Origin of the sequence: Roseateles sp. (assembly GCF_039595595.1) — a bacterium.
Taxonomy (GTDB): domain Bacteria; phylum Pseudomonadota; class Gammaproteobacteria; order Burkholderiales; family Burkholderiaceae_C; genus Roseateles.
Genome location: NZ_JBCNLG010000010.1, coordinates 46114 through 59934, shown reverse-complemented (window position 1 = coordinate 59934; position 13821 = coordinate 46114). Strand labels below are relative to the sequence as shown.

Annotated in this window: 13 protein-coding genes; 11 read left to right on the top strand and 2 right to left on the bottom strand. The window is 67.9% G+C overall.

The annotated features are described in order from the left end of the window. The first annotated feature begins 9 nt into the window (after window positions 1-9). From lpxA to ABDW61_RS14090, 6 genes are all read left to right on the top strand, one after another. Window positions 10-801 (top strand): acyl-ACP--UDP-N-acetylglucosamine O-acyltransferase, encoded by a 792-nt coding sequence (lpxA, locus tag ABDW61_RS14115; RefSeq protein WP_343639488.1) that lies wholly within the window; start codon window positions 10-12, stop codon window positions 799-801. 27 nt (window positions 802-828) lie between these two features. Continuing rightward, window positions 829-1974, top strand: a complete 1146-nt coding sequence (lpxB, locus tag ABDW61_RS14110; RefSeq protein WP_343639486.1) for a lipid-A-disaccharide synthase — start codon at window positions 829-831, stop codon at window positions 1972-1974. Then, entirely contained in the window at window positions 1946-2611 is a 666-nt protein-coding gene (gene rnhB / locus ABDW61_RS14105; protein WP_343639485.1) for a ribonuclease HII, read from the top strand. The genes lpxB and rnhB overlap by 29 nt, the downstream gene beginning before the upstream one ends. Before the next feature lie 7 nt (window positions 2612-2618). Then, window positions 2619-3392 carry an RNA methyltransferase gene (locus ABDW61_RS14100; RefSeq protein ID WP_343639484.1) on the top strand — a complete coding sequence of 258 codons (774 nt, stop codon included), beginning with the start codon at window positions 2619-2621 and terminating at the stop codon, window positions 3390-3392. 81 nt (window positions 3393-3473) lie between these two features. Further along, on the top strand, window positions 3474-4583 hold the full coding sequence (locus tag ABDW61_RS14095; RefSeq protein ID WP_343639482.1) for an AAA family ATPase: 1110 nt from the start codon (window positions 3474-3476) through the stop codon (window positions 4581-4583). Between the two features lie 8 nt (window positions 4584-4591). Then, window positions 4592-5299: a DUF4276 family protein gene (locus tag ABDW61_RS14090; protein ID WP_343639481.1), complete on the top strand. Its 708-nt coding sequence runs from the start codon at window positions 4592-4594 to the stop codon at window positions 5297-5299. A gap of 25 nt (window positions 5300-5324) precedes the next feature. Here the strand turns inward: ABDW61_RS14090 and ABDW61_RS14085 are convergent, their stop codons facing one another. Beyond that, window positions 5325-6215: a DMT family transporter gene (locus ABDW61_RS14085; protein ID WP_343639479.1), complete on the bottom strand. Its 891-nt coding sequence runs from the start codon at window positions 6213-6215 to the stop codon at window positions 5325-5327. Between the two features lie 18 nt (window positions 6216-6233). After that, the gene (locus tag ABDW61_RS14080; protein ID WP_343639477.1) at window positions 6234-7055 is read right to left on the bottom strand and encodes a pyruvate, water dikinase regulatory protein; all 822 of its coding nucleotides are present in this window, start codon (window positions 7053-7055) and stop codon (window positions 6234-6236) included. Window positions 7056-7377: 322 nt separating this feature from the next. Between ABDW61_RS14080 and ppsA the strand changes: the two genes are divergently transcribed. From ppsA to priB, 5 genes are all read left to right on the top strand, one after another. After that, complete coding sequence (gene ppsA / locus ABDW61_RS14075; protein WP_343639476.1) at window positions 7378-9789, top strand: phosphoenolpyruvate synthase; 2412 nt, start codon at window positions 7378-7380, stop codon at window positions 9787-9789. 109 nt (window positions 9790-9898) lie between these two features. Continuing rightward, complete coding sequence (locus tag ABDW61_RS14070; protein WP_343639475.1) at window positions 9899-11974, top strand: sodium:solute symporter family protein; 2076 nt, start codon at window positions 9899-9901, stop codon at window positions 11972-11974. Window positions 11975-12089: 115 nt separating this feature from the next. Next, window positions 12090-12953 (top strand): hypothetical protein, encoded by an 864-nt coding sequence (locus ABDW61_RS14065; protein WP_343639474.1) that lies wholly within the window; start codon window positions 12090-12092, stop codon window positions 12951-12953. A gap of 145 nt (window positions 12954-13098) precedes the next feature. Further along, complete coding sequence (gene rpsF / locus ABDW61_RS14060; protein WP_091723036.1) at window positions 13099-13461, top strand: 30S ribosomal protein S6; 363 nt, start codon at window positions 13099-13101, stop codon at window positions 13459-13461. A gap of 57 nt (window positions 13462-13518) precedes the next feature. Continuing rightward, window positions 13519-13803: a primosomal replication protein N gene (gene priB / locus ABDW61_RS14055; protein WP_343639473.1), complete on the top strand. Its 285-nt coding sequence runs from the start codon at window positions 13519-13521 to the stop codon at window positions 13801-13803. Window positions 13804-13821 lie beyond the last annotated feature (18 nt).

Here is a 13821-nt window from a genome sequence, read left to right as displayed (position 1 = left end):
TGCTTGCGTATGGCTCAGATCCATCCCACCGCCATCGTCGATCCGAAGGCGCAGCTCGATGACTCCGTCCAGGTCGGTCCCTATGCGGTGATCGGCCCGGAGGTCCGCATCGGCGCCGGCACCTGGATCGGTCCGCACACGGTCGTCGAGGGCAAGACCACGATCGGCCGCGACAACAAGATCTTCCAGTTCGCCTCCATCGGCGCGATGCCGCAGGACATGAGCCACGGCGGCGAAGTGACCGAGCTGGTCATCGGCGACCGCAACACGATCCGCGAGTTCTGCACCTTCAACACCGGCACGTTCAAGGAGCAGGGCGTCACGCGCGTCGGCTCGGACAACTGGATCATGGCCTACGTGCATCTGGCGCATGACGTGATCGTCGGCGACCACTGCGTGCTCGCCAACAACGCGACGCTGGCGGGCCATGTCCACGTCGGCGACTGGGCCACGATCGGCGGACTCACGGGCGTGCATCAGTTCGTGCATGTCGGCGCGCACGCGATGATCGGCTTCCAGGGCCATGTGGCGCAGGACGTCGCGCCCTACATGACGGTCGACGGCAATCCGCTGGCGGTGCGCGCGGTCAACCTGACCGGCCTGCGCCGGCGCGGCTTCAGCAACGACCGCATTGGCGTCATCCGCCAGGTCCACAAGCTGCTGTTCCGCGATGGGCTGACGCTGGAGCAATCGGTCGCCGAGATCGAGGCGCTCAAGCAGGGCCAGGACGCGGAGTCGCTGCGCGACCTCCAGGTGATGCTGGACTTCCTGGCCGGCGCCAAGCGCGGCCTGGTCCGGTGAGACGCTGAGCGGCACGGACATCCCGACATGACCTCCACGGATCCTCGACTGGGCCTGGTGGCCGGCGAGGCCTCCGGGGACCTGCTGGCCAGTCTGCTGCTGCGCGGCCTGAAGGCGCGCTGGCCGGGCCTGACGTCGGCCGGCATCGGCGGCCCGAAGATGGAGGCGCAGGGCTTCGACGCCTGGTGGCCGAGCCACAAGCTGTCGATCTTCGGCTACTGGGATGCGATCAAGAACATCCGCGAACTGCTGGCGATCCGGCGTCAGCTGGGCGACCGGCTGCTGGCTGAGCGGCCCTCGGTGTTCGTTGGCGTCGACGCGCCGGATTTCAACTTCGGCCTCGAGCACCGTCTGCGCGAGGCCGGCATCAAGACGGTCCACTTCGTCTGCCCGTCGATCTGGGCCTGGCGCGCCGAGCGCGTGCACACGATCAAGCGCAGCGCCGATCACGTGCTGTGCCTGTTCCCGTTCGAGCCGGAGATCCTTGAGAAGGCCGGCATTGCGGCCACCTATGTCGGCCACCCGCTGGCGGACCAGATCCCGTTCGAGCCGCCGCGCGAGGACGCGCGCCGCGAACTCGGCTACGGCGACACGGACACGATCGTGGCGTTGCTGCCCGGCAGCCGCCGCAGCGAGCTGACCTACATCGGCCCGCCGCTGCTGGACGCGGCGCAGCGGATGCTGAAAGCGCGGCCCGAGCTCTGCTTCGTGATCCCGATCGCGCCCGGCCTGCGGCCCATGGTCGACGACTTGATCGCGCGTCACGGCGCGGGTCTGCCGATCGCGCTGCTCGACGGCCGCGCGCAGGACGCGCTGGCCGCCTGCGACCTGACGCTGGTCGCCAGCGGCACGGCGACGCTGGAAGCGGCCCTGCTGAAGCGGCCGATGGTGATCGCCTACAAGCTGCACTGGTTCAACGCGTGGCGGATGAAGGGCAAGGCGCTGCTGCCCTGGGTGGGGCTGCCCAACGTGCTTGCCCGCGAGACGCTGGTGCCCGAGTGCCTGCAGGACGATTGCACCGGGGAGCGCATCGCGCGTGAGGGCCTGGCCTGGCTGGAGGACGCGCCGCGGCGCGAGCGTCTGCATGCGCGCTTCCTCGAGATCCATCAACAGCTGCGCTGCAACACCGCGCAAAGGGCCGGCGATGCGATCGCGAAAATCCTCGGCGCCTGAGAAGCCGACGCAGCTGGGCCTGGAATGGGCCGGCGAGGGCCTGCTGTGCGGTGTCGACGAGGCGGGCCGCGGGCCGCTGGCCGGCCCGGTGGTGGCGGCGGCGGTGATCCTGGACGACCAGAACCCGATCAAGGGACTGAACGATTCCAAAGTGCTCAGCGAGAAGAAGCGCGAGCAGCTCTTCGACGAGATCCGCGCCAAGGCGCTGTGCTTTTGCATCGCGGAGGCGACGGTCGAGGAGATCGACCGCATCAACATCCTGCAGGCGACGATGCTGGCGATGCGCCGTGCCGTCGAGGGTCTGCGGCTGAAGCCGGCGCGGGTGCAGGTGGACGGCAACCGGCTGCCGGTGCTGCGCATCCCGGCCGAGGCCATCGTCAAGGGCGACGCGCTGGTGCCGGCGATCTCGGCGGCGTCGATCCTGGCCAAGGTGCATCGGGACCGCTTCTGCCTGCAGATGCACGAGCAGCATCCGCAGTACGGCTTCGACAGTCACAAGGGCTACGGCACGCGCGAGCACCTCGAGGCGCTGCGCGTGCACGGCGCGACGGTCTGGCACCGGCAGAGCTTCGCGCCGGTGCGTTCGCTCGAGATCGACGGGTTCGCCGTCTCGCTGGGCGAAGCGGCCATGGAATGAGCATCGGATGAGCTGGCAATCGATCACCGCGCGGGACAACCCCAAGCTGCAGCACCTGCGCAAGCTGGCGCAGGACGGCGGCGCATACCGCAAGCTGGGCGGCGTGTGGCTGGAGGGCGACCACCTCGCGCGCGCGGCGCTGCAGCGCGGCGTGCGGCCGGCGCTGGCGCTGATCACCGACGCGGCGGCGGCGGACGCGTCGATGCGCGCGCTGGCCGACGAGGCGCCCAAGGTGCTGGTGGTCTCGGCGGCGCTGTTCAAGACGGTGTCGGGACTGGAGTCGCCGGCGCAGATCGGGTTCGAGCTGGCGCTGCCGGCGCAGCCACGCATCGAGCCGATGGCCGATTCGGTGGTGCTGGACCGCCTGCAGGACGCTGGCAACGTCGGCACGATCCTGCGCAGCGCGGCGGCACTGGGCTTCCGCCAGGTGCTCGCCTTGAAGGGCACCGCGGCGCTGTGGTCGCCCAAGGTGCTGCGCGCCGGCATGGGCGCGCACTTCGGGCTCCGGCTCATCGAGGGGCTGGCCGTCGAGGAGCTCGACGCGCTGAAGGTGCCGCTGCTGGCGACGAGCTCGCACTCCGACGCGCTGCTGCACGAGGCTGATCTGCCGAGCCCCTGCGCCTGGGTCATGGGCCACGAAGGGCAGGGCGTCGCGCAGGCGCTGATGCAGCGCTGCGCGCTGCGCATCGGCATTCCTCAGCCGGGGGGCGAGGAGTCGCTGAACGTCGCGAGCGCGGCGTCGATCTGCCTCTACGAAAGCGCGCGGCGGCGGCTGGTGTGAGTGGTACGGCGACGCAGACATCGCCGGATTTCGCGCATACTGATCAATCCGCTACGTGCGGTCATCTGAACTCTGCCTGCAATGCCTGAACTCGACTGGATCACCGTCAAAGGATTCAAGAGCATCGCTTCGATCGAGAAGCTGAAGCTGGGGGCCATCAATGTCGTGATCGGCGCCAACGGTTCGGGCAAGTCCAACTTCATCGGCGTGTTCTCGTTTCTTCATGCATTGAAGGCGGGCCACCTCGAGGAATACACGCTGAACGCTGGCGGAGCGAACCGAGTGCTGCACTTCGGAGCGAAGAAGTCGAAGCATCTATCGGTGCGGGTTGCCTTTGAAGGTGAAAAGAACCAGTACAGCGTCTTGCTGTCTCCGACGACGACCGATGAGCTTGTCCCCCTCAGCGAGCAGGTCTACTTCTGGGACAAGACCCATCCACAGCCATTCTCGGAATCGTTGTCTCGAAGGGGCAAGGAAGCGGGCATCGGAACCGACCGCTCAACGCGGATCGCGAAGTACGTCCGGGACCATTTCGATCGATGGCGCCTGTATCACTTTCACGATACGAGCAGCACGTCTCCGATGAAGCAGACGACGGATCTTCACGACAACGCGTACCTGCGCCCTGACGGATCCAATCTGGCTGCGTTCCTTTATTTCCTCAAGGAAAAACACAACGAGTCGTACGAGCTGATCCGCAAGAGCGTCAAGCGGGTCGCGCCCTTCTTCGAGGACTTCCAGCTCGCGCCGCAGCAGCTCAATCCGAACAAGATCCGGCTCGAATGGCGGCACGTCGGGACGGAGGACTACTTCGATGCCTCCAGCCTTTCAGACGGCACGATCCGGTTCATCGCGCTCGCGACGCTCTTCCTTCAACCGGTGGACTATCGACCTTCCGTCATCCTCGTCGATGAACCCGAACTCGGCCTCCACCCGTTCGCGGTAACGATATTGGCATCCCTCGTGAAGCAGTCTGCCGTGGCAACTCAGGTCATCCTGTCGACGCAATCGCCGCTGCTGCTCGACCACTTCGATCCGGCCGACGTGCTGGTCGCGGACCGTGTCGATGGGGGAACGCAGTTGAAGCGCCTGGACGTCGACAAGCTCACGAGCTGGCTGGAGGACTACAGTCTGGGTCAGCTCTGGGAAAAGAACGAACTAGGTGGCCGGCCCTCGGCGGAGCCGGTGTAGGAGAAGCCTTGGCGCGTTTGCTCATTCACGTCGAGGGCCAGACCGAGGAGTCGTTCGTCAACGACATCCTGGCACCGCATCTCTATGGGCATGGCTTTACCCACGTCTCGGCTCGATTGCTTGGCAACGCCCGCTTGCGGGAACGACGCGGGGGGATCAAGGCCTGGCCAGCCGTTAAGCGCGACATTGCCCGGCACCTGCTGCAGGATGCTGGCGCAGCCTCCGCGACATTCGTCGACTTCTATGCGCTCCCTGCCACTGGTTCCGGTGCATGGCCCGGACGTGAGCAGGCCAACCAAATGTCCTTCGCCAACAAGTCCTCGGTGGTGGAAGCGGCTCTGCACAGCGACATGGCGTTGGAACTCGGCGCCGCTGCCGGATCCGCGAGCGAGCGCTTTATTCCGTTCGTCGTCATGCACGAGTTCGAGGGGCTGCTTTTCAGTTGCCCGAGGCGATTCAGCGAGGGGATAGGCCGTCCGGAACTCCAGGTGCCGTTCCAGGCAATCCGGGATCAATTCGAATCGCCAGAAGCGATCAACGACTCGCCGCAGACCGCGCCCTCGAAGCGGATCGAAGCGCTGGTCCCGGAGTATCAGAAGCCGCTCTACGGAACGATCGCGGCGCTTGAGATCGGCCTCGCGCCCATGCGCGCCGAATGCCCATTGTTCGACGCCTGGTTGAATCGACTCGAAGCCTGGGGGCAGCGTCAGGCCTGATCACAGGCCCATGCGCGTCAGCGCATCACTTCGCCATCGCCAGCGCCGCGACGCCCAGCGCGATCAGCATCGCCCCAGCGATGCGCCAGCCGCGTTCCCCTTCACCGAGCAACTGGCCGCCGATCAGCGCGGCGAACAGCATCGAGAGCTCGCGGGCCGGCGCGACGCGCGACAGCGGCGCCAGCTTCATCGCGTACAGCACCAGGATGTAGGCCGACGGTGCGCCGATCGCGACCACCAGCGCATGCTTCCATTGGCGGCGCAGCGCGGGCAGGAAGCCGGCGCGGTCGCGCAGCACGGAGGGCAGGCTCACCGGCACGCGTAGCAGGTTGCAGAAGTAGTCGTAGACCAGCGGCGACAGCGCCAGCACCTTCACCGCGTAACCATCGATGACGCTGTAGGCGGCGATGGTCGCGCCGGTCAGCGCGCCCCAGGCGATGCCCAGCCGGCGCTTGCGCTGCAGTGCTGGATCGACGGCCTTGCCACGCGCCAGCAGCGCCGGTCCCGCCGCCATCAGCAGGATGCCGCCGACGACGCCCGCCAGGCCGAGCGTGCCGCCGAAGCCCAGGTGCTCGTCCAGCAGCACCACCGCGACCAGCGCCGAGATCAGCGGCCCGCTGCCGCGCGCGACCGGATAGACCACGGTCATGTCGGCCGCGCGATAGCCGGCGAGCAGCGAATTGAAATAGGCGAGGTGGACGATCGCGCTGGCGAGCGTCAAAGCCCAGGCCTGCCAGCCCCATCGCGGCAGTTCGTCCAGGCCCGCGACGACGACCACCGGCAGCCACAGCAGGCTGACACCGACGGCGGTGATGCAGGCGAAATGATGATTGCCCTGGGCCTTCTTGGCGGCGAAGTTCCACAGCGCGTGGATCAGCGCGGCCGCGACGACCAGGGCCAGCGCGGTGACCGGCATGCGTTCGGGCGTCCGCGATCAGTAGATCAGGCGATCCGGGCGGATGTCCCGCAGGATGGTGGTCGCGATTTCCTCGATCGACTTGTGCGTCGACGACAGCCAGCTGATGCCGGCCTTCTTCATCATCGTCTCGGCCTCGCGCACCTCGTAATGGCAGTTCATCAGGTCGGCGTACTTGCTGCCCGGACGGCGCTCGTTGCGGACCTGCGCCAGGCGCTCGGGATCGATGGTCAGGCCGAAGCACTTCTTCTTGTGCGGAATCAGCAGCGAGGGGAGCTGTCCGCGCTCGAAGTCCTCGGGGATCAGCGGGTAGTTGGCCGCCTTGATGCCGTGCTGCATCGCCAGGTACAGCGAGGTCGGCGTCTTGCCGCAGCGGCTCACGCCCACGAGGATCACATCCGCCGAGTCGAGGTTGCGCGCCGACTGGCCATCGTCATGCGCCAGCGAGAAATTGATCGCCTCGATCCGGTCGTGGTATTCCTGGCTCTTGGCCACGTCCGAGAAACGGCCCACGCGGTGGCTGGACTTGACGCGGAACTCGTCCTCCAGCGGCGCGATGAAGGTGCCGAACATGTCCATCACCAGGCCCTGGCATTCCTGCCGCACCACATTCAGCACCTCGCGGTTCACCAGCGTCGCGAACACGATCGGGCGCACGCCTTCGCGCTCGCCGGTCTCGTTGATCTCGCGCACCAACTGCCGGGCCTTCTCGCCGCTGTCGATGAAGGGGCGGCGCACGTGGCGCGCCTTCACCGAGAACTGGGCCAGGATCGAGTTACCGAAGGTTTCGGCGGTGATGCCGGTGCCATCGGAGACGAAGTAGACGGTGTGCTGGGTCATGGCGAGCCTGGGGAAACGATCCGGAAGCGGTCCGGGAGCCTTCGCCACACCGGGCATGCCGCGTGCCGAAGCAGGAAGTTTGGACGGGACGAGCGCCCGGCCGCGCCCCGAACGAGGGCTTACATCATAGATCGGCGACCCACTAGAATCGCCCGCAACTTGCCCCTGCCTGCCGCATGACCGCCACGCCGCGACGCCCACAAGAATCGACAAGACCTGTCGCGCGCCGCGTCATGCCTGCCTCCCTCGACGCCGCCGGCCACGCCGGCCTGCTCGGGAGCGCGCGGGGAGCCCCGGTTTCTCAACATCACGGAGTTTTCCCATGTCTGATGCTCGCTTCGAGGCGACCGCCCTGGTCGTACCCTTCGAGAAACTGAGGATGTCCGACGTCGAGTCGGTGGGCGGCAAGAACGCCTCGCTCGGCGAAATGATCTCGCAGCTGGCCGAGACCGGCGTGCGGGTCCCTGGCGGCTTCGCCACCACCGCGCATGCCTTCCGCGACTTCCTCAAGCATGAAGGGCTGGACGCCCGCATCCAGAAGCGCCTGGCCGACCTGAACACCGACGACGTCCGCGCGCTGGCCGCGGCCGGCGCCGAAATCCGCGGCTGGCTCGAGGCCCAGCCGTTCCCGGCCGACCTCGAGGCCGCGATCCGCGCCGAGTTCGCCCGCCTGACCGAAGGCAATCCGGACGCATCCTTCGCAGTGCGCTCGTCCGCGACCGCCGAGGACCTGCCCGACGCCTCCTTCGCCGGCCAGCAGGAGACCTTCCTGAACGTCGTGGGCATCGAGGAGGTGCTGCACAAGATGAAGGAGGTCTTCGCCTCCCTGTACAACGACCGCGCCATCAGCTACCGCGTGCACAAGGGCTTCGCGCACAGCGACGTCGCGCTGTCGGCGGGCGTGCAGCGCATGGTGCGTTCCGACCTGGGCGCGGCCGGCGTGATGTTCACCATCGACACCGAGTCGGGTTTCAAGGACGTCGTCTTCATCACCTCCAGCTACGGCCTGGGCGAGACGGTGGTGCAGGGCGCCGTCAACCCCGACGAGTTCTATGTCCACAAGCCGGCGCTGCAGCGTGGCAAGTTCGCGCTGATCCGCCGCAACCTCGGCTCCAAGCTGATCCAGATGACCTTCTCGACCCCGGAAGAGAAGGCCGCCAGCGGCAAGCTGGTCAAGACCGTCGACGTCGAGGTCGAGCAGCGCAACCGCTACTCGCTGAGCGACGAGGACGTCGTGCAGCTGGCCAAGTACGCCGTGATCATCGAGCAGCACTACGGCCGCCCGATGGACATCGAATGGGGCAAGGACGGCAAGGACGGCCAGCTCTACATCCTGCAGGCCCGTCCGGAGACGGTGAAGAGCCAGGCCGAGGGGCAGGTCGAGCAGCGCTTCAAGCTCAAGGGCACCGGCACCGTGTTGGCCGAGGGCCGCGCGATCGGCCAGAAGATCGGCACCGGTCCGGTCCGCCTGGTCGACAGCGTCGCCGAGATGGAGCGCGTCCAGCCCGGCGACGTGCTGGTCACCGACATGACCGACCCGAACTGGGAGCCGGTCATGAAGCGCGCCAGCGCCATCGTCACCAACCGCGGCGGCCGCACCTGCCACGCGGCGATCATCGCGCGCGAGCTCGGCATCCCGGCAGTGGTGGGCTGCGGCGACGCGACCGACCGGCTCAAGGACGGGCAGCTGGTGACGGTGGCCTGCTCGGAAGGCGACACCGGCTACATCTACGACGGCCTGCTCGAGACCGAGATCAGCGAAGTCCACCGCGGCGAGATGCCTTACAGCCCGGTGAAGATCATGATGAACGTCGGCAATCCGCAGCTCGCGTTCAACTTCGCGCAGATGCCCAACAGCGGCGTCGGCCTGGCGCGCCTCGAGTTCATCATCAACAACAACATCGGCGTCCACCCGAAGGCGATCCTGGACTATCCGAATGTCGACAGCGACCTGAAGAAGGCGGTCGAATCGGTGGCCCGCGGCCACGCCTCGCCGCGCGCGTTCTATGTCGACAAGCTGGCCGAGGGCATCGCGACCATCGCGGCCGCCTTCTGGCCGCAGCCGGTGATCGTGCGTCTGTCCGACTTCAAGAGCAACGAGTACCGCAAGCTGATCGGCGGCTCGCGCTACGAGCCGGACGAAGAGAACCCGATGCTGGGCTTCCGCGGCGCGTCGCGCTACATCTCGGGCGAGTTCCAGGACGCGTTCGCGATGGAGTGCGAGGCGCTCAAGCGCGTGCGCAACGACATGGGCCTGACCAACGTCGAGATCATGGTGCCCTTCGTCCGCACCGTCAGGCAGGCCGAGAAGGTCGTGGCGATGCTGGCCGAGCGCGGCCTGAAGCGCGCCGCCGCGGGTGGCACGGATGGCCTGCGCGTCATCATGATGTGCGAGGTCCCGAGCAACGCCATCCTGGCCGAGCAGTTCCTGGAGCATTTCGATGGCATGTCGATCGGCTCGAACGACCTGACGCAGCTGACGCTGGGTCTGGATCGCGACTCCGGGCTGGAGCTGCTCTCGGGCGACTTCGACGAACGCGATCCGGCGGTCAAGGCGATGATCTCGCGCGCCATCACCGCGTGCCGCGCCACCGGCAAGTACATCGGCATCTGCGGCCAGGGCCCCAGTGACCATCCCGACTTCGCCGAATGGCTGGCGGCCGAGGGCATCGTCTCGCTGTCGCTGAATCCGGACACGGTCATCGACACCTGGCAGCGCCTGGCCAAGCGCTGAGACGCGCTGCGTTGAACGGCCCCGCAAGGGGCCGTTTTTCATGGCGGGCGCCCCATACAGGGGAAGTTGTGGATGTGCCGCCGCGGCAAGACGACGATGATGCGGCCCCATGCCCCGTCCGTCGTCCGACGCTGCCTTCCGCCGCCGCCTGAACCGCACCTATGCCGCGTACACGCTGGGCTTCGTGCTGTTGGCGGGCGCGCTGGGCGTGCTCGAGCGGCTGGGGATGCCCAAGCAGTGGCTGGGCTTTTCGTTCCTGCTGCTGACGGTGCTGGTCTACGCCGGCATCGGTGTGTTCAGCCGGACCACCGACCCGGTCGAGTATTACGTGGCCGGCCGCCGCGTCCCGGCGTTCTACAACGGCATGGCCGCGGGCGCCGACTGGATGAGCGCCGCGAGTTTCCTCGGCATGGCCGGCAGCTTGTATCTGGCCGGTTATGGCGGACTGGCCTTCGTGCTGGGCTGGACCGGCGGCTTCTGCCTCGTGGCGCTGCTGCTGGCGCCGTACCTGCGCCGCTTCGGCGGCTTCACGGTGCCGGACTTCCTCGGCGCGCGGTTCGAGAGCCGCGGCCTGCGCGTGATGGGCGCGGCCGCGGCGGTGCTGGTGTCGTTCATCTACCTGGTCGCGCAGATCTACGCGATCGGCCTGATCACCACGCGCCTCACGGGTCTCACGTTCGAGATCGGCCTGTTCGTCGGTCTGGGCGGCGTGCTGGTGTGCTCCTTCCTTGGCGGCATGCGGGCCGTGACCTGGACCCAGGTGGCGCAGTACATCATCATGATCGTGGCCTACGTGGTGCCGGTGATGTGGCTGTCGACGCAGCAGACCGGCTTCCCGCTGCCGCAGTTCACCGCCGGCAGCGAGGTCCGCGAGATCGCCACCCGCGAGCAGCAGTTGCTGCGCGATCCGAAGGAGCTGCAGGTGCGCGCGCTCTTCGAGCAGCGCGCCCAGGACTTCGAGCATCTGCTGGCCGGCCTGCCGCAGTCCCTGGATGCCGAGCGCCAGCGCGTCTCGCAGGTGATCGCGCAGTTGCGGGCGGAGGACGCGCCGCTGGCGCAGATCCAGGCCGCGGAGAAGGTGCGCGCCGCGCTGCCTCGGACCGAGTCCGAGGCCCGGGAGCTCTGGCAGCGCGCCGTCACCGCGAACCGTCAGCGCGCCGAGCCGCTCGGCGGCATGCCGCCGCATGCGCGGCCCTTCGCGGGCGACCCCGAGGGCACGCCGGCCGAGCAGGAGGCCTACACGCTCTCGCGGCGCAACTTCCTCGCGCTGGTGCTGGTGCTGATGGTCGGCACCGCGGGCCTGCCGCACATCCTGACGCGCTACTACACCGTGCCCTCGGTCGCGGAGGCTCGCAGTTCGGTGGCCTGGACGCTGTTCTTCATCGCGCTGCTCTACCTGTTCGCGCCCGCGCTGGCGGTGATGCTCAAGCATGAGGTGCTGCATCACCTCGTCGGCATGCCGATCGCGGAACTGCCGGGTTGGATGCGGCAGTGGATGCGCGTCGATCCCGGCTTGCTCAGCATCCAGGACATCAACCAGGACGGCATCCTGCAGCTCGGCGAGTTGAGGCTGGGCGGCGACATCGTCGTGCTGATGACGCCGGAGCTGGCGGGGCTGCCGTCCGTGCTCGCCGCGATGGTCGCGGCGGGGGCGCTGGCGGCGGCGCTGTCGACGGCGGACGGGCTCCTGCTGACGATCTCCAGCGCGCTGTCGCACGACGTGTACTACCGCGTCATGAACCCGCGTGCCTCGATGACGCAGCGGGTCACGATCTCCAAGGCGCTGCTGCTCGCCACGGCGCTCACCGCCGCCGCCGTCGCCGCGCAGCGGCCGGCGGACATCCTGCTGCTGGTGTCGGCGGCGTTCTCGCTGTCGGGCTCGACGCTGGTGCCGGCACTGGTCGCCGGGATCTTCTGGCAGCGCGCCAACAAGCAGGGCGCCGCGGCCGGCATGCTGGCCGGGCTGGGCGTGACGCTCTATTACATGGTCGGCGCCCATGCCGGGCTGCGCCAGGCGCTGGGCCTGGGCGGCGAGCCGCAACTGTGGTGGGGCATCCAGCCGATGGCGGCCGCGATCTTCGGCCTGCCGGCGGGCATCGCGGCGCTGGTGGCCGTCAGCCTGCTCACGCCGTCCCCATCGCCCACCGCCCAAGCGCTGCAGGCCAGGATCACGGGCTCCGGATGACAGGGCCGGCGGGAGCGAGGCGCCGGCCGCTCCCGTCTGGCCTCGATCGAAGGCCGGCCATCCAGCGCTCCAACAAGAAGGGGAGCGCACATTCCACATGCAAGGGAGGATTCCTATGAAGACGCTGAACACGCTGTTCCCGACCCGCCTGGCGCGCCGCGCGCTGCTGGCCGCCGGCCTCGCCGGGGCCGCCGCGCTGGTGGCCCCCATGGCGGCGCAGGCGCAGGAACAGCGACGCGTCGCGATCGTTTCGGCGCTGGGCGACTCGATCACCGTCGTCCAGAGCGAGCCCACCACCGGCAGCCACTTCAAGGACCGCCGCGTCGAGGACGTCTTCCCGGTGCCCGAGGGCATCTTCGACGTCTACGCGCTGGGGCAGCTGCAGCAGGGCCTGGCCGGCGCCAATGCGCTGCTGATCCCGCTCAAGCTGAAGTCGGCCTCGGTGCTCGGCGACACGGACAAGCTGGTCGACGGAGGCCGCTGGGTCGGCAGCGACATGCTGAACCAGGCGCTGAAGGAGCTCAAGGCCACGCACCTGGTGCTGCTGCGGCCGCTGCGCGCGCCCGCGCGCGTGCAGATGGCGCAGAACACGATGGGGCAGGGGCAGCTTCGCGGCCTGGGCTTCTATCTGGATCGCAACACCTTCGTGCGCGCCGAGTCCGAGGCGATCGCGGCGCGCCGCGGCTTCCTGGCGCCCTACGTCTATGCCGAGCTCAGCGTGATCGACGTGGCCCAGGGCGCGGTGACCGGCAGCGCGCCGATCCGTTTCGCGGAGTCGATGACCACCAACAGCGTGGACGGGGCAGGCGACGCCTGGGATCTGCTGACGACCAAGCAGAAAATCGAGACCCTGCAGGAGTCCATCCGCGACGAGGTCGCCAAACAGCTGCCGAAGGTGGCCGCGGGCCTGGGCGCGACGGGCGCGAACCGCGCGACGGCCGACGCCGGCGGAGAGACCGCCACGCGGGTCCGGCCCTGATCCCGACGCGCGGGTGGACGGGGACGCGCGGGTTCGACTAGAATCCGCGATTCCCTTGCCGGGCCCAGGAATTGACGCTGGGGTCCGGCTTTCAGGCCAAGGGCGGAATCCCGCCGGCGGCCGCTGAAATCCACAAGGAGTTCATATGCGTCATTACGAGATCGTTCTGCTGATCCATCCGGATCAAAGCGAACAAGTTCCGGCGATGCTGGAGCGCTACAAGGGCCTGGTCACCAACGGCGGTGGCAAGGTGCATCGCGTGGAAGATTGGGGCCGCCGTCAGCTGGCCTACATGATCCAGAAGCTGGCCAAGGCGCATTACCTGTGCCTGAACATCGAGTGCAGCAAGGAAGTCCTGGCTGAAATCGAAACCGGCTTCCGCTTCAACGACGCCGTGCTGCGTCACCTGACCGTCGTCAAGGACAAGGCCGAGACGAACCCGTCGGTGATGATGAAGGCCGTCGAGCGCGAAGAAGCCCGCAAGGCTCCGCAAGAAGCGTCCGCCTGAGCTGACAGGCGCGATTCCTGACGTTCCCGAACTGCTGACCCGCCGATCCGCGCACGCATGAACCGACTGGTCCTGCAGGCGCAGATCCTCGAAACCGCGGCGATCCGATACACCCCCGCCGGGCTCCCGGCCCTGGACCTGATGCTCCGGCACGAGTCCCTGGTCGATGAAGCCGGTTCCCAGCGCAAGGTCGCGCTGGAGATCAAGGCGGTGGCCATCGGAGAGGTCGTGAAGCGGGTCCAGGCGCTGAGCCTGACGGAGAAGACGGTGTTCACCGGATTCCTCTCGGCACAGCGGCAAGGCCGCGGCACGGTGTTTCACATCACCGGGCTGGCGGACTGAACGGGACGGACAGCTCGC

What these genes read in the sequence shown, in the direction of transcription:
- lpxA (WP_343639488.1), top strand. Translation starts at nt 10, where the DNA reads ATGGCTCAGATCCATCCCACCGCCATCGTCGATCCGAAGGCGCAGCTC.
- lpxB (WP_343639486.1), top strand. Translation starts at nt 829, where the DNA reads ATGACCTCCACGGATCCTCGACTGGGCCTGGTGGCCGGCGAGGCCTCC.
- rnhB (WP_343639485.1), top strand. Translation starts at nt 1,946, where the DNA reads ATGCGATCGCGAAAATCCTCGGCGCCTGAGAAGCCGACGCAGCTGGGC.
- ABDW61_RS14100 (WP_343639484.1), top strand. Translation starts at nt 2,619, where the DNA reads ATGAGCTGGCAATCGATCACCGCGCGGGACAACCCCAAGCTGCAGCAC.
- ABDW61_RS14095 (WP_343639482.1), top strand. Translation starts at nt 3,474, where the DNA reads ATGCCTGAACTCGACTGGATCACCGTCAAAGGATTCAAGAGCATCGCT.
- ABDW61_RS14085 (WP_343639479.1), bottom strand. Translation starts at nt 6,215, where the DNA reads ATGCCGGTCACCGCGCTGGCCCTGGTCGTCGCGGCCGCGCTGATCCAC.
- ABDW61_RS14080 (WP_343639477.1), bottom strand. Translation starts at nt 7,055, where the DNA reads ATGACCCAGCACACCGTCTACTTCGTCTCCGATGGCACCGGCATCACC.
- ppsA (WP_343639476.1), top strand. Translation starts at nt 7,378, where the DNA reads ATGTCTGATGCTCGCTTCGAGGCGACCGCCCTGGTCGTACCCTTCGAG.
- ABDW61_RS14070 (WP_343639475.1), top strand. Translation starts at nt 9,899, where the DNA reads ATGCCCCGTCCGTCGTCCGACGCTGCCTTCCGCCGCCGCCTGAACCGC.
- ABDW61_RS14065 (WP_343639474.1), top strand. Translation starts at nt 12,090, where the DNA reads ATGAAGACGCTGAACACGCTGTTCCCGACCCGCCTGGCGCGCCGCGCG.
- rpsF (WP_091723036.1), top strand. Translation starts at nt 13,099, where the DNA reads ATGCGTCATTACGAGATCGTTCTGCTGATCCATCCGGATCAAAGCGAA.
- priB (WP_343639473.1), top strand. Translation starts at nt 13,519, where the DNA reads ATGAACCGACTGGTCCTGCAGGCGCAGATCCTCGAAACCGCGGCGATC.